A 21,302-nucleotide genomic window follows, 5' to 3' on the forward strand; every position below is an offset into this window, starting at 1 on the left:
ATATGAGTAGGTTCGGGTTTTACCCGACATATATTTGGTAACTGAGAATATAAATAAACCCGCCCTGCGGGATGACATAAGCGCCAATACAAACCTTGATTACTTAATTATGTCAGAACAGCGGATTACCATTTCTTTACCTAACTTGCTGCTAATTGTAGCATCGTCCTTGCTGCTAGTGCTGCTGTGGCAATTGCGGAGCCTGCTAGTAATTCTGATGATATCAGTTGTGCTGGCTGCTTCGATCGTCCCGATCGTGAATTGGGCCCAAACGATGCGGGTTCCGCGCTGGCTGGCGGTGATTATGGTTTATTTAACTCTCATCGGCGGATTTAGCGGGACGGTAGTGTTAATCGGGCCCACGGTAATCGAACAAATAGAGTTACTGCTGCGGCAGTTACCAGTTTATGTCGAAAGTTTGCGAACTGTGGCAACTAATCTATTGAGTCGCTTGAGCGACGATGCCCCAACCTTGGTGGGTCTGGTGGACACTCAATCGCTGACTAATTGGCTGATTCGATCGAGCCAACAACTGGTTTTGCGATCGTACAGTTTAACGAGAGGCATTCTAGGCGGTGTCTTCAGCCTAGTTTTAGCATTATTTATTTCAGGTTACATGGTTGCGGACAGCGACACATTAATCAAAAGTTTGGTGCAATTTTTCCCGAAACCTTGGGACACAAGATTAGCCGCACAAGCCGCGCCAATCGGTCAAAGAATGGGGAGTTATATTCGCGGGCGAGTGTTAGTTTCGGGCATTTTAGGGATATTTATTACCACAGGTTTAAGCATTTTGGGAATGCCGGAATTTGCTTTAGGCTTGGGTGCGATCGCAGGTGTGACAAACTTGATTCCGTTCATCGGCCCAGTATTGGGAGCAGTACCAGCATTAATTGTAGCATTAGCTAAAGGTGGCTGGGTACTTTTGTGGGTATTACTGTTATTTGTAATTATCCAGAATTTAGAAACTTACGTCCTCGATCCTTTGCTGGTTGGTTCCTCGGTTGGTGTGCATCCTTTATATCAATTGCTGTCTGTATTGGGAGGCGTTCAAGTATTAGGAATTATTGGAGCTGTAATTGTGCCACCTTGGTTTGCGGGAGTAGCAGCTTTGATTGAAAACTTGTATTTAAAACCGAAACTTAGGAGCGAACATCGAGAGGCAATAGATCGGGCTAAAAATAATTCTGACTTGCCACCTCTTACACCTTCGGCGTGACAGCAGGGGAGAAGAGGAGAAGGGGAGTAGGGAATTGAAACATACAATTTATATCGTTTCTGTTGGCATCGGAATAATAATTTTCGGAGTTCAGCGCTTACGTGACCGATCGCGGGGACACTCGTACTTGGGTATAATTCCGTAGTTGCCAGGTTTGATCTTAAATTCAAAACAGCAATTTTAACATCCCAGAAGCCGTTCGATATCAAATCCGTTGGCATCGGAATTATTCATCTCTCTCTTCTCTTCCTCTGCGTCCTCTGTGCCCTCTGCGGTTAAATCATTCCGGTTCAACCGGATGTGATATGACCACGAATTTCAAAGGTGGTACCCGCCACGTGATTTATCCGTGGAATCAATCCAAAATCGAAAATCGAAAATCCTCAAGCCCCCGCATTTATCTCGCGCAAGTCAATCTAAAATCTAAAATCTAAAATCTAAAATCGATTGACTCCAATTATTCGATCGCTACCATTGACACTTCAACAGTATCTACAAGTCTGCCGACTGATAACTGATGACTGATGACTAAAAACTAAGGACTAATTGCCACCTCAATGCGGCGGTTGCGCTGCCGATTAGTATCAGAACTATTATCCACCGAAGGGCGACTTTCCCCATAGCCGATCGCCACCCAATGATACTTCTGACCGAGCACACCAGACAAATACTGCACCACCGCCTGAGCCCGGGCAAACGACACATTGCGATTATCCGCCGCTTCCCCCGCGTCGTCAGTGTGGCCCGCAACCCGCACAGTTGCCCCCTCGTGATTGCTCAACTCCGCCACCAAATTGTCCAAAATCGCACTTGTTCCCGCGCGCAAAGAAATGCTGCCAGTATCAAACAAAACATCGCTAGGCAGAGTCACCATCAGCCCATCCCCCCCAAACACCGGATTATTGGCATTCTGTGGGGCAGTATTCACCGTTTCAGGGTTCAGACTGGGGCTGCTGCCGATCGCGGGTAAAGCAGGGGCAATAGTTGCCGCCGTTTCCGGCCCCGCCAATTGCCGCGACATCAACTGCAAACGCTTTTCCAAAGTTTCCGTCGGGCGGCTGCTGCCCAACTGACTCTCCAAAGCCGCAGTGCGACCAATCAGCGCGTTGAGTTCGCCCTGCAACTGTCTCAAATCCGACTGCAATTTCTCTCTCTGGGCAGGACTGACTGTTGACTGGGGAGTCGGTGTAGCGGTTGGTGGCGGCAGCGCCGGAATTGGCGTTGCTGGGGCGCGTTTCGGGCTGGAGGTCAAATTTTGAGTTACACGCAGCAATCTCTCTGCGATCGGCATCTCCGTCGCCCCTGACGGATAAATTTGAGCGATCGCCATCCCCAAAACCCACGCAAAACCGCTGCCCACCCCCAGCAGCAGCAGTCGAAAAATCAGCGACAGTACAAGCAAACCTTTTCCCCGCGACTTGGAGACGCGAGTGGGGGGGATTGAAGGTTTTTGGTTAAAAGATCGCGTCATATTTCATCCCTCTCCGTGTACAGACCACATTAATTTCGATACTATCTTACCTATCCGATTTGAAATTTGAGATTTGAGATTTGAGATTTGTCCTCCAATCTCAAATCTAAAAAAGAAACCCGGTTTCTATAAATCTGGGGTTTGGTGGCGAAGCATCGAGGCAGAAACCGGGTTTCTAGTTCGTTGCGTGCCAGCCTGAATCTGTTGGATAATTCAGTAAAACTTTTGGGAAAAAAACCGATGACTGACCCTTTAAATAGCCCTTATCCCGTTCCTTGGGAATGGATTAGTGCCACTCATGCTAAAGTGAGCTCCACTGCAGGCACAGGCCTCCGCTATTATCGCAGTCCATCCCTCGTATCAACTAACGGCCAATACGCAGCTTACAGTCGAATTGAGTTGCAAGTACAGCCGGAATTCGGCCGGTGTCGGGTTAGCAGCGTCATGTTTGTGGAAAATCTCAAAACCGGGGAACTGCAAACAGTGGCGGCTGCTTCGCCACTGGCCGAAAGTGGGATGTATGCTAGCGATGATACAGATATGTCCGGGACGATCGCCATTTTAGTGCCTGTTTCTTGGAATCAAGACGGTTCCCGGATTCTCGCCCGCGAATTTGAAGCACTTTTCAACTCTTCCGATATGTCCGACTACGGTGTCATTTGGGACAAAAATGATAATTATACTTATACCGTTGCTCCCGCTCGCAGTCTTTACACTCATGCTGTATTGTTGGGTTGGAGTCAAGTTTGTCCCGGAAAAGTTCTGTTCCGCGCCGGCAATTTGGGCGATCGATCTTGGCCTCTTTGTGCAGTGGATATGACAGGGCAAACAGTAGCAGTCACCGAGGACAAACCCCTAGTTTTCGGCAGTCAAGCCAGCACAGACTGGATCGAACCTAAAACTCGTTTTTAGATATTATGGCGGCATTTTCATTAATCTGGCCAACAATTTTTTTAGTTTCAGGTCAGTCTTTCAACCAATTCATTTTGGTACTGGGGCTGATTATTTTAACTGTTGTTTGTGGTTTAACAGCGTTTATTTTTATTCGCATTTTTCTCAATTGGTTGCAGGCGAAATTGGAGAACCGTCACCTTTTTTGGGGCAGCTCGTTCACAAAAAAAACTGGGAATTTAACCGCCAATATTTTACCACATGAAAAGGTCTTTTTAGAACCAAGATTCGTAGAAAGTGACGGCAATTTAACTGCTACTATTTTTGGAGGCAAAAGCGATATTTCAAGAGCGATTGAGCCGGAGATAATCTGCGAAAATCCAGCATCAGTTGCCTATCTCTACAAGCCGATCGCTCTTTGGCACGGCCGCTTAATTTTGCCCTCAAACGAACAGCGCCAGCCCTACGGTACAGTATTTTTTGAAGTAATAAATGCACCCAAAAAATATAAAAATTTTATTGGTAAAACAGCCTTTTTGAAATGGAGTACAAATCGCGAAGTACAGTTTTTTGTCCACGCAGTCAGTCAAGATATAAACTTCACACAAGAAACTCAAAAAAGTCAAAAATCTGGCAATATCCATCCAGATAGATTAAACGGCTGGCGAAATGTCGGCCCTTTAGAAACTCTAGCAGGCAGCAGACTTGAAGACAGCGTGACTGTGATGCTGCGGAGGCCGGTGATTGCGATTAATTATAGCAGCGGCGATCGCCATGAACTCACGATCGATCGCGAACCAGTACAAATTATCGGACGTTTCTGCGCCTTAGTCTCAATTTTACAGCGAAAAGAACGCGACAGCGACAAATTTATTGTCCGGCATTTCAACAAAACATCTCAACAATTTGACGGCGCCGCCGAAATCATTCGGATTCCACAAGTACAGCCAGACAAACATGGCGTAGCGAGGTCTACCAATCACCTGATCGAAAAATCGCCATTAAATCCAGACGGCTGGTACATTTACGGCGAAAGAGACGAAGACAGTATATTTGTAGTACAGGCAATCGAACCCCGCAAAATTGCCCAATTAATCCCAGATGAAACACATTTCGGACTAAAAAAATCTCTCGCTTATTTAAGCAACAAAAATTGGGAAAATACACCAGCCCAAAAAGGGCAAGCAAAAATAGTATTGTTAACCCCAAATGATGCTACAGAAAACGCTTCAATCTCTCCTTGGCAAGAAGGAGATATCGGGATAGTGATTCACAGTTTCGGGGGTATCGGCGGCAAAAAAGGCGAACGGCAACCCCTGGGAATTGTCACCGGACATTTTGCTTTCGGAGTAGCAAAAGTAGTGCGCGATCGCTTTACCAGCGAACTGCGTTTTGACATAGAATACAAACAAGTTTACGCCCACAATCCCGACGGAATTGTCGCCGGTTCCAGCAAATGGCAAAGCTACATGGGAGACTTGCAACGCGGCTGGTTGGGCGATCGCCCGGTTTGCGATATCATCTGTAAATTAGACTGCGTGTGTTGCGACTACGATTTTGACGGCATCACCTTGTCGCCTTTAACCGAATTAAACCAGCAGCTAGATATCATGATGGCCCGCTACCGCAGCGGAGACGGCACCGGCGCAAGTTTAGTCACGCCAGCAACTTCTTGCGTGCAAGATTCAAGTCAGGCAATTTACGCCACAATTAAAAAAATCACTTCCGAAATAGAGTCAAATCCTCAGATTCAAGACTGGCTGAAAACACATCCCACCGACGCACAAACCCAAAGATTTCACCAATTAGTAGCTTTAGGAGAGAGTTTAGAAAAAGTATTAATGCCCCTCGGAATTGTTCGTCCAGATTGGCGGAAAAATTCGACATTGGCGGGGATTGATGCGGAACTGAAAAAAACCTTTTTTGCAGGTATAGCAACCATGATAAAAACTGCTATTAGTTACCGAACAATGCTGCCGAGGCGAACCCAAGATGAAATAGCCAAAGTTTTATTAAAACAAGGAGCTTTTTTGTGGATAATTCGCACAAATCAAGTTGGAGGATTTGACCCAGACATTAAGCCGATCGCACCAACAGGGTTTTGAATCAGCAATCGGTTTCTAGATGATTCGGCGATTTAAATCGCTACTAGAAAAACCAAGTCTGCCTCCCCAGACTAAGAGATTGATATCATGTCCGGTCAATTACCCTGATTCCTGTAGGGGCGGGTTCACCAACAATATTTGCTAAAAACCGACAATCTCAAAAACCCGCCCCGGCAATTGTATTATGCGCGATCGATCGGACATGGTATGAGGCAGCATTTAAGCGGGAGTTGGTATCAGTCAACAGTCAACCGTTAACAGTCAACAGTCAACCGTTAACAGTCAACAGTTAACCATTACCAAGGAGTGACTTGAACAGTGCCGTCTGGTGCCAAAACTACGCGGAAATCAGCCAGCGGTTCCGCAGGTGTCCTGGTGCCAACCGGTTGGTAAAGCAACTCCGACAAAGGCGTTTCGGATCGATCGACTGCTGCCGAATTTTCCGGCTTGTAACCGACAATCGCCCCGTCTGGGGCCACACTCACCCGATAAACCAACTCCGCATCAACCGGAGGCTTATCCTTCACAACTCCGTCAATTTGCTGGGAAAGTTTGCCCCTCAACAGGTCAATTTCCCCTGGATCTGTAATTGGCACCGCTGCCACATCTGGGCTTGCCAAACCTTCAGCAACAGGACTGGGCGTGCTTTCCGGCGAAGTGCTCGACTGCGGTGTGGCGCTAGGTGAAGCGTCCGGCTGCGGCGCGGGGATCGGAGTCGGCGAAAGCGATTCAGCGTTCGGAGTTTGAGTCCCCGGCAGCAAACCGTCAGCAGGGGGCGTGGGATTGGGATTAGGCGAACCCGATCCGCCCGGATTCGGCGTCCCCTGATTCTGGCCCGCTGGATTGGGCTGCGGCACCGGATCTCTCTGGCGCTGGACTTCCGGCACCGGCACCAAGAAAAACGCCATCGCAGCCAAAGCCAAACTCGACACCCCCACGACAGCAGGTAAAGTCCGCTTCGCCAAAGGTTCGGCCGACTTGATATAACGCCTGGAAATTGGGGTTAATTGCAGCGACAATTCCGGCAGTGTCTGCGTGTCGGCAAAAAACTGATCGATCGCCTCTACCAAGTCAAATAGCTGTACCGTTGTCAAATCAACTTTTGCCGACAGTTCTGTTTTTTGATCGATTTGGGTGGCGCTGCCTGTGGAGGCGGGTAGAACGGTCAACCGATGCACATTCCCGTCAATTCTGTGTAACTGCACCATACCCACATTCGGGCCGTAGCGATCGGGATAATGCACTCCGCTCATAAATTCTTGAGCGTAGCTGCTGACTGCCCTCACCAAGCTTTCAAAAAAGTCTCGTCCCCCGCTTAGGGGCTCGCCGAGACCTGTCACATAGCATTCAGCGCTCATTAATATGGAAAGCACCGGCCGTATATCTAAGTGGCTGGCTGCCGATCCATCGCTCAACCCTTCTAGAACGAGGGTGCAATTTGGCAGACTGTACTGACGCCTAATAGTCATTTTTTATTCAACTTCTCCATCAAACAGGCTAACCCAGAAGCGCTGCATTCCGGCTGTGCCTGTACAAAATAGCAGTTTGCTCAACAAGTTCAAAGCTAGTTCGTTGAGCTTGTCGTCGGAATCGTAAGCTGCAACGAGCGATCGCTTGGGGTTCATGCGCGATCGAAAGTGAGCTCGAAAGCGTTCTAAATACTCCGCCAGCGGCTGGTTCTGGTTGAGGGGGATATTTTTCGATCGCAACTGCTGGGAGTCTAGCAGCAACTGCCGAATTGTGGCGGTTAACTTGCGCGCCATATTACAGGCGATCGCCACCAGCGCTTTTGCCTCCACAATGGTAAGGGAGCGGCGCTGGGTATAGCGTCTCAGCGGGTTAGTATTACGCATCAGCCAAAGGGCAACCCGATTTTTGATAATTGATTCCAATTCCAGGTCCCTTGACACAGCCAGCATTTCTTCTGCACCTCCGAGATACAAGGCTTCGATCGCCAGCAACATCAAGTCAATTTGCAATCTGGCTCGGCGGGAACATCCCCCATCGGAGGGCGACAAGTCTGGCAAACTGTCTAAAATCAAGGGGTTTGACTGGGTAAGCGAAGTTTCTGACGGCATTAATATCACGGCAACATCCATTCCAAACAAACTATACGGGCACGGGGGGTCTTGAGCAAGACAAATTCTCAACCAAGAACTTCTCTGGGATACTTTATTTTTATCATTGACTTTTAGGTATATTTTCTAATTTAGCAGCAACCGACCGTCGCGGGCGAGCTCCGGCGGCAGGAGTTCGATCGCCCACTCCCCCACCCCGCCGCAGCTTTGTGATTCCTTGCTTCATCAGGGGAGAAGGGGAGAGTCAATCGATTGCGCGATTTTAGATTTTAGATTTTAGATTTTAGAATTGAAGCATTGATCCCACGGATAAATTCTGGGGTTCCTTTATCGGATACAGGTTTTTTATTTCTGGACGGATGAATTACGTGGCGGGTATCCTGGATGCTTTCGGTCGGAAAGCGACAAAGAATTACCCATTTCCCATTTCTTATTCTCTATTGGGATCAATCAATGTTGCTGCTTCTGGGGTTGCACCGCCGCTTCTCTTTGAGCCGTAAAATCAGTAGCCGCCGTCTTATCAGTTAGACTAATTTTTCCCTTGAGGCTTTCTTGCTCGACAATTCCGCGCATTTTAACAGAACTGTTTTGACCGGTTGTTGTGGAGTCCCTGCAACCCGCTAAATTAGGAACCGCACCCGACAAGTTCAATCCTTGAGTTTCCCACTTACCCAATAGATAAGGTTTCTCTTCGGCTGTTTTTTCCCTGCCCTCCCTGCTGCCCGATCGCAAATTACCGCTCAAATAAACACCCGATTGCTCGATTGTCAATACCAAAACATCAGAATTCAGACATTCGGGCAAACTTTTAGGATCGAAGCGATAATTTCCTGCAATTGCCGGGGCCGCCTTTAAATTTGCTTCCCCGTAAGCAGTTACTACTTTAAACAGCAGTGAAACTGAGCCGATCGCAATCCCGTAAAATGCCAGTGATTTGAGGCTTAAATGATTCATCATCTTGGTAATTGGTAATTGGTAATCGGTAATTGGGTAAAATGCCCAGTGCGCCCCTACTCATGACTAATACTGAGTAGTTTGACTGAGTACCGATGCCAAGTGCGATCGCACTTTAACGTAGCACCGCGCAATCAGCAGCGAAGAATGACACTGCACAGCCAATTCATCAGTATACTGTCCCAAAGTTTGGCGCTCAATTCCCCACTCCCGACTCGTACCCGCAATAGTTAAATCAGCATTAGCAGAAGCCGCTACTACTGCTTGAATTGGCTCAGCAGCCTCCACAATCGGAGTCTCAATGCGCGATCGCACCTCAACCGGTAACTGATCCATCACTCGCCCAAACTCGTAACTCAGATTGTTTTCAGCTTCCCCGTCAACCGCCACCCGCAGCACCGTCAAACGGCGTTCCTCGCTATTAACTAACAGTCTCAGCGCCAATTCTAACCCCAAATCATCGTGAATGTTTGCCGCGTAAGGTACTAACAAGTTATTCAAATTTTCCCTGCCTCTGTCAACAAAAATTGCTACATCCACCTTAGCGTTGCTGAGAATTTGGCCGACACGTCCTCCCAAACGGTTGCTGCTAAAAGTAGGTCTGTGCCATCCTAATAAAATCAAATCTGCGCGATCTATTTCCGCAATTTGTGCCGTTTCCCGCGCTACATCATTAGTAACCCGAATGATCGGATGTACTAACTTTTGTGCCTCCGGCAGTTCCAAACTCTCAATCAATTCTGATAATTTCGAGCGGCGCTCGTGAATAATGCGATCGGCTTCCGCAGGCGTACTTTCAAAAGCATAGTCATCATTTAATTCTATCAAACTCAGAGGATGAACCGCCGCCGACTTTAAATCATCACCGCCCCTACCAGCAGCCGGCTGCGCCAGCGCTACCGCTAGTCGCAGTAAACCTTTCTGCGTGCTGGGATTGGCAACAGGTACTAAAATTCGATAAGTGGGCAGCAATTTGCTAGCAGTTTCTTCGCTGCTGTCAGCAATTTGTGAATCTTCTAATTCTGAATCCTCAGAGTTAACTTCTGAAATATCTAATCTAATTAACCGTTTTGGATAAGTCCACTCCAACAGCGGCGAAGTCATAAAAGTTGTCACTAAAGCCATGATGACTAACATCGTAAATAGTAGCGGCGACACTACGCCCAAGGAAAGACCGATATTCAGCACAATTAGTTCAGTCAAACCGCGAGTATTCATCAGCCATCCCAGCGCTGAAGCTTCGCGGTTGCTGATGCCACAAATTCGCGCCGCAACGTAAGTGCCGAGGTATTTGCCGACAATTGCCACTCCTAAAACTGCGGCGCACAGCAGCCACAATTCGGGACTGTTGAGCAAGCCGATTTCAGTCCGCAAGCCGCTGTAAGCAAAAAATATTGGCAGCAGAAATATTAGTACAAAGTCTTCGGTTTTTTCAGCTAATTCTCTGGTTAATCCCGCATTTTTCGGCATAACAGCACCCAGCAAAAATGCACCGAAAATTAAATGAATGCCGATCCATTCAGTAATTAAGGCAGAAGCTACAACTCCCATGTAAATTCCCGAAAGCACTAACTGTGTTAATCTGCCAGTGCGGTTGTACTGTTTGGAAAGTCGCTGCAAGAACCAGCGGACTACAGTCAGCATGAAACCGATGTAAATTAAAGATTGAATAATTGTCGGCAAAGCGCCAAGCATGGAGTTAGTTCGCGTAACTGCGATCGCCACCGCTAACAAACACCACGCCGTCACGTCATCTACCGCAGCGCAAGTCAGGGCCAGCGTCCCCAATTTTGTATTCTGCAAGTTGTGTTCTGTAATAATTCTTGCCAGCACCGGAAAGGCAGTAATTGACATCGCAGCGCCCAAAAACAAAGCAAAGGCGGTAAAGGAAACGCTATTATTTGAAACGATGGGATACAGCAGCAGTGCGAGCAAGCTTCCCAGGGAAAACGGCACTAGAATGCTGACGTGGGAAGTTAAAATCGCTATATCTAAATTGCTTTTGAGGTACTTGGGATTCAATTCCAAACCAATCAAGAACATGAAAAAAATCAGCCCCACCTCAGACAACACATTGAGGAAGGGAACGGCTTCGGCTGGAAAAAGTGCAGTTGCGGTGGCAGGTGCAACTAAGCCAAATAGAGAAGGCCCAAGCATAATTCCTGCTACAATTTCTCCAATGACTTGAGGTTGTTTGATCGCTCGAAATCCTAAACCTACAAGTCTCGAAAGTGCGATAACAATTAGAACTTCAAGCAGGACGAGAATGGGTATGGGCATGGCGTTTTTAGCTTGGGGATTTTTGCGGATCGAGAGGGCAAGGTACTAAAGCTGACTGAATTGCCGATCGAAAAAAATGGATACCAGCTCGATCGAAGGTAGAAGGTACCAGAGGCGCACCAACAAGGCCATTCTCTCACAAGCCAACAAAGGCTTTGGCAACCTCCCACCTGGATTTTTCGTTTTTTAGAAGCGCTTGTAAGTAACTTTAACCGCACCGTGCGTACCCCGCACCCAACCCGCGCCCTAAATCTCACCTCCGGGTGCCCACCGCCCATTTAAACTCACATCTTGCACCATTCTCAATTACTTGTTTAGGAACAGGCTTTTCGGCCTGTTCCACAAGAAAACTCATTCTTTGTGGAACGGGCATCTTGCCCGTTCTCGACAATGGTGCAACATCTGAGTTTAAACCTAGTGATATAAAATTGTCAGAAAAAGTAGCGCGCGCTGTGATAAACTAGAAAAGTTGTTTAAATTCGCACATCCGGGTTTTCGGGTGTTTCTAGGGCGCAAACCTTCAGAAATACGACCGGGTGGAGGATTAACCCGAATTAGGAGTTAAAAATACAATGCCAGTAGTCAGTTTGGCTCAAATGTTAGAGTCAGGGGTTCACTTCGGACACCAAACCCGTCGGTGGAACCCGAAAATGTCTCCATACATTTTTACAGAGCGCAACGGGGTTCACATCATCGACCTCGTGCAAACCGCTCAGCTTATGGAAGACGCCTACGAGTACATGAGAGTTGCCTCAGAAAAAGGCAAAAAGTTTTTGTTCGTGGGTACGAAGCGCCAAGCTGCCGGGATTGTAGCCCAAGAAGCTCAACGCTGCGGTGCTTATTACGTCAACCAGCGCTGGCTGGGGGGAATGCTCACCAACTGGACGACGATTAAGTCCCGCGTGGAGCGCCTCAAGGATTTGGAGCGTCGCGAGGAAATCGGCGCCCTGGATTTGCTGCCGAAAAAAGAAGCTTCGGTACTGCGCCGAGAAATGGCAAAACTCCAGAAATATCTGGGCGGGATTAAGTCTATGCGGAAGATTCCCGACGGAGTGGTGCTGGTAGACCAACGCCGCGAGTATAATGCGGTGTTGGAATGCCAAAAGTTGGGAATTCCGATCGTCTCTCTGTTGGATACCAACTGCGACCCGGATTTGGTTGACATTGCGATTCCGGCGAATGACGATGCTATTCGATCGATCAAGCTGATTGTCGGCAAGTTGGCTGATGCCATCTACGAAGGTCGTCATGGTCAGCAGGGCGGCGACTCTGAGGAAGACTACGACTACGAAGGTGGTTACGAAGGCGCTGAATATGATGTCGAAATCGAAGAATTGGATGACCCCGATTATGTAGATCCCGACGACGCTGCTGAGGCCGAGGGCGAAGAAACCGAGAGCTAGTATTGCCATCGGAATCTGACACCAGGAAATTAAAAATTAAAGATTGAAAATTAAAAATAATTATTATTTTTAGTTGGATATTTTTAATTTTTAATTATACATATAGCAATCCTTGCAGGAGTCGTAAATTTTTTACCCCACCCCAGCCCTCCCCTTACCAAGGGGAGGGAGTAAGAAATTCAGAAATGATGCGAGGATTGCTATAGCACGAGTCTAAGTCATTAGTAGAGCTCTGGCAAAAGCATTCATTGTGTCAGGGCCAGAATTAATTCTGGCGCTACACCTACAAAGTCGGTACTAAAATCGACTGGGTATTTCTTCACTCTGGTCTAATCATTAACATTAAAATTAGTGACTAATGACTGATGACTAATGACTGATGACTAATGACTGATGACTAATGACTAATAACTAATTTTGATTGGGAACTTAAAGAAGATGGCGGACATATCTGCAAAACTTGTTAAAGAACTGCGCGAAAAAACTGGCGCGGGCATGATGGACTGCAAAAAAGCCCTCGTTGAAAACGAAGGCAATATGGAAACATCCATTGAGTGGCTGCGGAAAAAAGGTCTGGCTTCGGCGGGTAAAAAAGGTGGACGAGTTGCCTCAGAAGGGCTTGTAGGTAGCTACATTCACACCGGCGGCCGCGTGGGAGTGCTGGTAGAAGTTAACTGCGAAACAGATTTTGTGGCACGTCGCGAAGAATTCCAAAAGTTGGTGCGGGATATTGCGATGCAAATTGCAGCTTGCCCGAATGTGGAATACGTGAAAGTTGAAGATATCCCCGCCGAAGTTGTCGAAAGAGAAAAGGCAATTGAAATGGGCAAAGATGACTTGGGCAACAAGCCGGAAAACATCAAAGAAAAGATTGTTCTAGGGCGGATTGAGAAGCGCATGAAAGAGTTATCTTTGATGGATCAGCCTTTTATTAAAGATCAGAATATCTCGGTGGAAGAGTTGGTGAAACAAACGATCGCCCAAATTGGAGAAAATATCCAAGTGCGCCGCTTCGTGCGTTTTGTCTTGGGCGAAGGCATTGAAAAGGTAGAAGCTAACTTTGCCGATGAAGTGGCAGCCCAAATGGGTGTTCAATAATCCCAATTAAGATTGAGAATTAAAAATTAAAAATGTGAAAACTTGATTTTTTGCATTTTTAATTTTTAATTTTTATAGGACTTATGGACAGACTATATTTGTAGGCCGATCACTGCAAGCCTTACTACTACAGACAGCGTAAAAAGTGAAAATTTGCGTAAGTCTTAAGCTGTTGTGCATTTAAATTTTTTGTTGAGGGCGGGATCGGCTGCCGACGCCACAAAAGTGAAAATTTATTTGACCATGGAATTTAAAAGTGGATTAGCTTATTTTAATTTTATACGAGAGATATGGTGCGACCAAGAGAGAGAATAGAGCAAGATTTGGCAGGACTCGAAGAGGCTTTAGCAGCCTTGAATATGGAGTTTCGCAGTACCTACGATGGTTATTTAACTGCGTTGGGACAAGCGGTGCGACAGCAGTTAATTTTGGCTTGCTATCACCTTTGCACTCAAGCAGTACCGGAGTCGTTTCTCAAGTTGTCCTTCGAGGGGCGGCAAAAAATGCAGCAGTCTGTAAAGGCTTTGGCTGCGGCGTCGGAGGAAAAATTGCGATCGCTGGTGACTGAATCACAAGCAGAGGAAGAAATAGAGGAAGAGGAAGAGGAAGACGACTTCGATGAAGAGGAAGACGAAGACGACTTCGATGAAGAGGAAGATGAAGCAGACGACAAGGAAGAAGACGAAAAGGAAAAAAACCCAGTTTCCGCCATTAACTATCTATTTTCCTTGGCAAATTATCAATTGCCAAGTGCCAATTCGCCAGAAAGTTTGGCACGCTGGCAAAATAGTATTGAAAAGTCGATCGTCCATATACTCAAGCTGCTTTCTCGCGACACCAACCGCTTGCTGCAACAGTCGGGAATCTTGCCGAGTCAATTACCAGAACCGGTTCTAGAAGCTGCTTCTCAAGCTGAATCCTCCGGCGATAGTGTTGCCGGGCCGCCTAACTTATTAAACTTAATCATTGAAACCGATGCCTCATCAGCATCGCGAAAACTGGCCGCAACCTTTGGTAGTAGGGCACTGCACATTACAGCGATTAAACTGCGGCTGTCGGAAATAGAGTTTGCCGATGCGGGAACCTCGGCTTGGCGTCAGCAAATTCGTAACCTGTCTGTCAAGTTGAACTCGCTGGGCCGCGATTACCAGAAAAAGCAGCGGGAACTTGCTGTGGTGGAGGCTGAGTCGGCTTGGCGATCGAGTTGGTTTGAAGATTAGTCAGTTGTTAGTTGACAGTTGACAGTTGACAGTTGTCAGTTGTCAGTTGTCAGTTGACAGTTGACAGTTGTCAGTTGACAGTTGTCAGTTGTCAGTTGACAGTTGTCAGTTGTCAGTTGTCGGGAATTCTTGAGCTATGATTAATAACTAATGACTAACGACTAATGACTAATGACCAATGACCAATGACTAATGACTAATGACTAATGACTAATAACTAATGACTGATGACTAATAATCAACCCGAATGGCAGCGATTGCAAAAAGCTCTTTCAGTAGAAGCCGATCGCGGATTTAACGACATCCAAGGCAGTCAATACCGCTTCAGCGAGTTTCTGGGCCTGAGTTTGAGACAGTTGGCAGGTTCTGTGGCGGCTTCTTCGCGCGATCGAGCCAGACAACTAGCCGCTGAATTTGACATCTACCCTCAGAAGGATCTCGAACAGCGCCAACATTCGATCGCCATTACGGTCAGTTTTTTGAGGCAAATGGAGCAAGTTTGGGAACAAGAAACTCGCCACCAGCAAGAACCAGCAAGACAAGTCAGACCCGCAAACGCAAACGCTTCTGAACCAACCGCCCCAGCAGTTTCCGTTCCCCGAACAGCACCCCTGAGTACAGCACCTGCCCCACCAAGCCTGACTCTCGACCAACAGTTAACCCGCGTCACCGGCATCGGCCCCGCCAACGGCAACCGCTTGGCAAAACTGGGTTTATACACTGTATATGACTTGCTTTACTACTATCCCCGCAACCACATCGACTATGCAAAGCAAGTACAAATTCGCGAGCTAATAGCTGGGGAAACTGTCACTTTAATCGCTGAAGTAAAGCGCTGCAATTGCTTTTCTAGTCCGAAGAATAAGAAATTAACCATATTAGAAGTAATTTTAAAAGACCGCACCGGAGAGATAAAAATTAGTCGTTTTTTTGCAGGCCCTCGCTATAGTAATCGCGGTTGGCAAGAATTCAAAAAGCGGGAGTATTGTACAGGTGCGGTGCTGGCAGCTTCCGGGTTGGTGAAGCAGGGTAAATATGGAATTACTTTAGAAAATCCTGAATTAGAAGTATTAGACGACTCCGGCGGTGCGATCGAATCAATGAAAGTCGGTCGCCTGATACCAGTTTATCCGCTAACGGAGGGAGTGGATGCTGGTTCGGTGAGACGATCGATTTTGGCTGCAATGCCGGCGGCGAAAATGTTGCCAGAATCGCTACCAGAGGATTTGCGCCAGCGTTACGGTTTAATGGGTTTAGCCGATTCCGTAACTAATATTCACTTTCCGCTCGATCGAGATTGTTTGGCCGCCGCCCGCCGTCGCTTAGTTTTTGACGAATTTTTCTACCTGCAATTAGGGCTTTTAAAGCGCCGCCAAACCCAAAGAAAAGCTCAAGCTAGTGCAGTCATCCTTCCTACTGGCAAATTGATCGAACATTTTTATGAAATCTTGCCTTTTGCCTTGACTAATGCTCAGGAAAGAGTCATCAATGACATCCTCAACGATTTAGCTTCGTCGCAACCGATGAATAGATTAGTGCAAGGCGATGTCGGCGCTGGCAAAACCGTAGTAGCTGTGGTGGCAATGCTAGCAGCAATTCAATCCGGCTATCAAGCCGCTTTAATGGCGCCGACTGAAGTTTTAGCAGAACAGCATTACCGGAAATTGGTAGGTTGGTTTAACTTGATGCACTTGTCTGTTGAACTGTTAACAGGTTCGACAAAAATAGCAAAGCGCCGGGAAATTCACAGCCAGTTAGAAACCGGAGAATTGCCCGTTTTAGTGGGAACTCACGCACTTATTCAAGATACGGTAAATTTCCATAAATTGGGTTTGGCGGTAATTGACGAACAGCACAGATTCGGTGTGCAGCAGCGCGCTAAATTGCAGCAAAAAGGCGAAGCTCCCCACGTTTTGACGATGACGGCAACTCCCATTCCCCGGACGCTGGCGCTGACGCTGCACGGGGATTTAGATGTGAGTCAAATTGATGAACTTCCCCCCGGCAGGCAGGCTATTCAAACCACTGTACTGTCTGCCAAAGAACGCATACAAGCTTACGATTTGATTCGGCGGGAAGTGGCGAGCGGGCGTCAAGTTTATGTGGTGCTACCACTGGTGGAGGAGTCGGAAAAGTTGGATGTGCGATCGGCAATTGAGGAAAAAGAGAAACTTGAAAAAAGTGTATTTCCTGAGTTTAAGGTGGGTTTGCTCCACGGTAGAATGAGCAGTGCCGACAAAGATGACGCAATTTCTAAGTTTCGGGACAAAGAAACGGATATTTTAGTATCTACTACTGTCGTCGAGGTGGGAGTAGACGTGCCGAATGCCACGGTAATGCTGATTGAAAATTCTGAGCGTTTTGGACTGTCGCAACTGCACCAGTTGCGGGGTAGAGTTGGTCGGGGCAGCAACCGTTCTTATTGTTTGTTAATGCCCGGTTCCAAAACGGCGGAAGCTATGCAGAGAATGAAGGTTTTAGAACAATCTCAAGATGGCTTTTTTATTGCGGAAATGGACATGAGATTGCGCGGGCCTGGTCAGGTTTTGGGAACTCGGCAGTCGGGTTTGCCTGATTTTGCTTTGGCGAGTTTGGTGGAGGATCAGGAGGTTTTGGAGTTGGCGAGGGCGGCGGCTCAAATGGTAATTGAGAATGATGAAAGTTTGAATCAGTGGCCGGTGGTGCGGGATGAATTGGAGCGCAGATATCAGCGGATGATGAGTGGGTCTATTTTGACTTAGATAGTTTTGAACGCAGCAACGGGGTTTTTAATAATATTTTGTAGTGGCCGGTTAAGCAAAGATATATCAAAGCTGCCAGTTTATTGCTGCACTCAGCCCCCCTCCTCCCCACAGGGAGGTTTATTTGCACCTACTTAGGAATGAGAATTAAATAACTTCCACTCTTGAAAGTGGGATGGGCGTCCCGCCCGTCCAAAAAGGACGGGCGGGACGCCCATCCCACAATAACAATTAAAATTGTAAGTTATTTAATTCGCGATCCTTATTTAATGTCAGTAATGTAAGAAATCGGTTTTCTTCCCATAAACTCACGTAAAATCCTAGGTTTTTTGTCAGGAAACGCGGTTTATACTTTTTTGCTGAGACTGCTGCAAAATATCAGGTTGAGCGAAACGTCAAAAACACGAAGTTGTTGGGTAGGAGTGCCTCAACCCAACCTACTTTCGGAGACGATTTTTCCCTTGGTCTAGGGTATTTTTATGAGTTGTCAGGCTTGGGGCTCTTATTAAACCAAGAATCCTTCGCAGGAATGACGGAGAAGTGTCAAAATTAAGATAGTCCTGCCAGAAACAGGAAAAAGGAAATCCGGCCTGTACTGGCCTTACCAGGCAACATTGATTCCTCGCTAGTCACGCTTGCAGGTGGTCGCCGACGGTTCGTCGCATTTAATCTCAACACTAATTTATGAAAGATCTCACTCGTTATCGAAATATCGGCATCTTCGCCCACGTAGATGCTGGCAAGACCACCACAACTGAAAGAATCCTGAAACTGACGGGTAAAATCCACAAAATCGGTGAAGTTCACGAAGGCGCGGCGACTACTGACTTCATGGAACAGGAGCAAGAGCGCGGTATTACGATTCAATCCGCTGCTACCACCTGCTTCTGGAACGAGCATCAGCTCAACATCATCGATACTCCGGGACACGTCGATTTTACGATCGAGGTTTACCGTTCTTTGAAGGTTCTCGATGGTGGCATTGGTGTGTTCTGCGGTTCGGGTGGAGTTGAACCGCAATCTGAAACCAACTGGCGCTACGCTAACGATTCCAAAGTCGCTCGCGTCATCTACATCAACAAGCTCGATCGCACCGGTGCAGATTTTTACCGCGTTGTCAAGCAAGTTGATAAAATCCTTGGCGCTAAACCGATGGTAATGGTATTGCCGATCGGCATAGAAGAAAAGTTTTGCGGCGTAGTCGATTTGCTGACCCGCAAAGCCTGGATCTGGGATGATTCCGGCGATCCCCTGAACTATCAAATTAAAGATGTTCCCGCCGATATGGTGGATGATGTCGAAACTTGGCGCGAAAAGTTGATTGAACTGGCCGTCGAGCAAGACGACACTGTGATGGAACAGTATCTCGAAGGCAACGAGCCGAGCCTCGACGACCTCAAGCGCTGCATTCGCAAAGGTACTCGCGATCGGGCATTTTTCCCCACCTACTGCGGCTCATCGTTTAAAAACAAAGGCGTGCAGTTGGTTCTGGATGCCGTAGTTGACTACCTGCCAAACCCGATGGAAGTCACACCGCAGCCCGAAGTCGATCTCGAAGGCGAGGAAACCGGCGAGTTTGCGATCGTCGATCCCAACAGGCCATTGCGGGCACTCGCGTTTAAGATCATGGACGATCGCTACGGCGCTCTAACCTTCACACGCTTGTACTCCGGTACTCTGTCCAAGGGCGACACCGTACTCAACACCGCCACAGGCAAAACCGAGCGCATCAGTCGTTTGGTGGAGATGCACGCCAACTCTCGTGAAGAAATTGAATCCGCCCAAGCCGGGGACATTGTGGCGATCGTCGGTATGAAAAACGTCCGCACCGGACACACCATCTGCGACCCCAAAAATCCCGCCACCCTAGAGCCGATGGTATTCCCCGATCCCGTTATTTCGATTTCGGTTAAACCGAAACAAAAAGGCGGCGAAGAAAAAATGGGAGCAGCCCTCACCAAGATGGTGCAAGAAGACCCATCCTTCCACATGGTGACGGATCAAGAAAGTGGCGAAACGATTCTCAAGGGGATGGGCGAGTTACACCTCGACATCAAAGTAGACATTCTCAAGCGCACCCACGGCATCGAAGTAGAAGTCGGCGAACCACAGGTAGCCTACCGCGAGTCGATTACCAAGCGCCTCGAAGACGATTACACCCACAAAAAGCAATCAGGTGGTTCCGGTCAATTTGCCAAAATCGGCTACGTGATCGAGCCTGGTGAGCCTGGAAGTGGCTTCATATTTGAGTCAAAAGTGACTGGTGGTAGCGTGCCGAGAGAATATTGGCCAGCGGTCGAAAAAGGCTTTGAAAGCTGCATCGACAAAGGCGTCTTGGCCGGATTCCCCTGCTTGGACTTGAAATTCACGCTTCTAGAAGGCGGTTTCCACCCCGTTGACTCGTCAGCAATGGCTTTTGAAATTGCTGCCAAAGCGGCCTATCGTCAGTCTTTGCCGAAAGCCGGGCCTCAGTTGCTCGAACCGATTATGAATGTCGATGTATTCACTCCAGATGATTACATGGGCGACGTGATCGGCGACCTCAACCGCCGCCGTGGGATGATGAAATCTCAGGAGACAGGACAAACTGGAGCGCGGATCAAGGCAGATGTACCGTTGAGCGAAATGTTTGGTTACATTAGCGACTTGCGTACTATGACATCTGGCCGCGGACAGTTCTCAATGTCCTTCTCGCACTATGCTCCTTGTCCGAATAACATCGCTGAAGAAGTGATCAAAGCGGCAAAAGAGCGTCAAGCCGCGAAGTAATGTATTGACTGCGACGAAGTGATTTGTCGCACTCAATCACTAATGTTAAAAACTAGATTTTTCTAGTTTTTAACATTGGTGATCGGAGTCTCCCAATTTTAGTTTCACAGAAGTGTTCGCTGTAAGAACTCGAAGCGAGATATACAACCAAGCGAGAACTCCTAAAAAATTCTTTTTACTGTCTGAAAGAGATGCTCTCTTCAAAAATTGCTCTAAAAGGGTGATCGCCCGTCCCTCAATATAAGGTTTGCTAAGATACAATCAATAATTAAAAAAGCAAGCAGGTAGCCATGACAGCCACCCTGATTCAAACCCCAAAAGCCGGATTTCTGCTCAAAAACATTAGTTGGCAGACTTATGAATCTTTGGTAAACGAACTCGCCGAACAGCCTGGAATTCGTTTGACTTACGATCGCGGAAATTTAGAAATTATGACTCCATCAGCACCCCATGAAGGTAGTAAGAAAATTTTAGGCCGTTTTGTGGAAAGTGTGAGTGAAGAATTAAACATCGAAATTCGGAGTTTGGGTTCTCTAACTTGCAGGCGCGAGGATTTGGCTCGCGGTTTGGAACCGGATCAGTGCTATTATATCGAAAATGAGGATGTGGTTTGGGACAAAGAACAAATCGATCTCAATCAAGATCCGCCACCGGATTTAGTGGTAGAAATTGACGTTACTAGCAGTTCGATCGACCGACTTTCTTTATATGCAAGTTTAGGCGTACCAGAAGTTTGGCGCTACGACGGAAATCGTTTAATAATGTATCAGTTGGAAGCACAGGAATATACAGAAAGAGATGTTTCTCCGACTTTTCCTTTTTTGTCGCAAGTTGAGATGCTGCGCTTTTTGGAATTGAGAAGGACTACAAAAGAAAATGCTTTAATTCGCTTGTTCCGGGAGTGGGTGAGGAGTCAAATTCACTCAGGAGATTGAAGCAGCGCGATTCCCTTCGGGATGGCTGAGTTTGACGCTCTTTTTAGCAACCGCAGATGAACGCTGACTGACGCGGATGGATGACTCGGGCGAACTCCTGGAATTTACCTTAATTTAGCCCTTGCATATCTTAAACCA

The 21,302-nt window shown here is 47.3% G+C and carries 14 protein-coding genes; 9 read left to right on the top strand and 5 right to left on the bottom strand.

Annotated elements, in window-relative coordinates:
- Window positions 1-109 precede the first annotated feature (109 nt).
- A complete protein-coding gene (locus tag QT987_RS20285; RefSeq protein WP_333243509.1) occupies window positions 110-1,219 on the top strand; it encodes an AI-2E family transporter in 1,110 nt (369 codons plus the stop codon).
- Between the two features lie 535 nt (window positions 1,220-1,754).
- Here the strand turns inward: QT987_RS20285 and QT987_RS20290 are convergent.
- On the bottom strand, window positions 1,755-2,690 hold the full coding sequence (locus tag QT987_RS20290; protein ID WP_333243514.1) for an OmpA family protein: 936 nt from the start codon (window positions 2,688-2,690) through the stop codon (window positions 1,755-1,757).
- Window positions 2,691-2,930: 240 nt separating this feature from the next.
- Here QT987_RS20290 and QT987_RS20295 point away from each other — a divergent pair, with 240 nt between their 5' ends.
- Both QT987_RS20295 and QT987_RS20300 read left to right on the top strand, forming a co-directional pair.
- A complete protein-coding gene (locus QT987_RS20295; protein ID WP_333243517.1) occupies window positions 2,931-3,602 on the top strand; it encodes a hypothetical protein in 672 nt (223 codons plus the stop codon).
- A 5-nt stretch (window positions 3,603-3,607) separates the two neighbouring features.
- Complete coding sequence (locus QT987_RS20300; RefSeq protein WP_333243520.1) at window positions 3,608-5,686, top strand: abortive infection protein; 2,079 nt, start codon at window positions 3,608-3,610, stop codon at window positions 5,684-5,686.
- Window positions 5,687-5,982: 296 nt separating this feature from the next.
- On the opposite strand, the gene QT987_RS20305 is transcribed toward QT987_RS20300, so the two are convergent.
- From QT987_RS20305 to QT987_RS20320, 4 genes are all read right to left on the bottom strand, one after another.
- Window positions 5,983-7,155 (bottom strand): DUF4335 domain-containing protein, encoded by a 1,173-nt coding sequence (locus QT987_RS20305; RefSeq protein ID WP_333243523.1) that lies wholly within the window; start codon window positions 7,153-7,155, stop codon window positions 5,983-5,985.
- Between the two features lie 3 nt (window positions 7,156-7,158).
- Complete coding sequence (locus tag QT987_RS20310) at window positions 7,159-7,785, bottom strand: DUF3038 domain-containing protein (RefSeq protein WP_333243525.1); 627 nt, start codon at window positions 7,783-7,785, stop codon at window positions 7,159-7,161.
- 429 nt (window positions 7,786-8,214) lie between these two features.
- Complete coding sequence (locus QT987_RS20315) at window positions 8,215-8,721, bottom strand: hypothetical protein (RefSeq protein ID WP_333243527.1); 507 nt, start codon at window positions 8,719-8,721, stop codon at window positions 8,215-8,217.
- Window positions 8,722-8,784: 63 nt separating this feature from the next.
- Window positions 8,785-10,998, bottom strand: coding sequence for a cation:proton antiporter domain-containing protein (locus QT987_RS20320; RefSeq protein ID WP_333243530.1), 2,214 nt, complete (start codon window positions 10,996-10,998; stop codon window positions 8,785-8,787).
- Between the two features lie 572 nt (window positions 10,999-11,570).
- Here QT987_RS20320 and rpsB point away from each other — a divergent pair.
- The 6 genes from rpsB to QT987_RS20350 all read left to right on the top strand — a co-directional run bounded on the left by rpsB (window position 11,571) and on the right by QT987_RS20350 (window position 21,164).
- On the top strand, window positions 11,571-12,401 hold the full coding sequence (rpsB, locus tag QT987_RS20325; RefSeq protein ID WP_333035195.1) for a 30S ribosomal protein S2: 831 nt from the start codon (window positions 11,571-11,573) through the stop codon (window positions 12,399-12,401).
- Between the two features lie 438 nt (window positions 12,402-12,839).
- Entirely contained in the window at window positions 12,840-13,499 is a 660-nt protein-coding gene (gene tsf / locus QT987_RS20330) for a translation elongation factor Ts (protein WP_333081940.1), read from the top strand.
- 290 nt (window positions 13,500-13,789) lie between these two features.
- The gene (locus QT987_RS20335; protein WP_333243533.1) at window positions 13,790-14,719 is read left to right on the top strand and encodes a hypothetical protein; all 930 of its coding nucleotides are present in this window, start codon (window positions 13,790-13,792) and stop codon (window positions 14,717-14,719) included.
- A gap of 227 nt (window positions 14,720-14,946) precedes the next feature.
- On the top strand, window positions 14,947-17,460 hold the full coding sequence (gene recG / locus QT987_RS20340; RefSeq protein WP_333243536.1) for an ATP-dependent DNA helicase RecG: 2,514 nt from the start codon (window positions 14,947-14,949) through the stop codon (window positions 17,458-17,460).
- Between the two features lie 684 nt (window positions 17,461-18,144).
- Window positions 18,145-20,229 carry an elongation factor G gene (fusA, locus tag QT987_RS20345; RefSeq protein WP_333243539.1) on the top strand — a complete coding sequence of 695 codons (2,085 nt, stop codon included), beginning with the start codon at window positions 18,145-18,147 and terminating at the stop codon, window positions 20,227-20,229.
- Window positions 20,230-20,519: 290 nt separating this feature from the next.
- Complete coding sequence (locus tag QT987_RS20350) at window positions 20,520-21,164, top strand: Uma2 family endonuclease (RefSeq protein WP_333243543.1); 645 nt, start codon at window positions 20,520-20,522, stop codon at window positions 21,162-21,164.
- Window positions 21,165-21,302: the final 138 nt, after the last annotated feature.

Origin of the sequence: Microcoleus sp. SVA1B4, assembly GCF_036700545.1 — a bacterium.
GTDB lineage: Bacteria > Cyanobacteriota > Cyanobacteriia > Cyanobacteriales > Microcoleaceae > Microcoleus.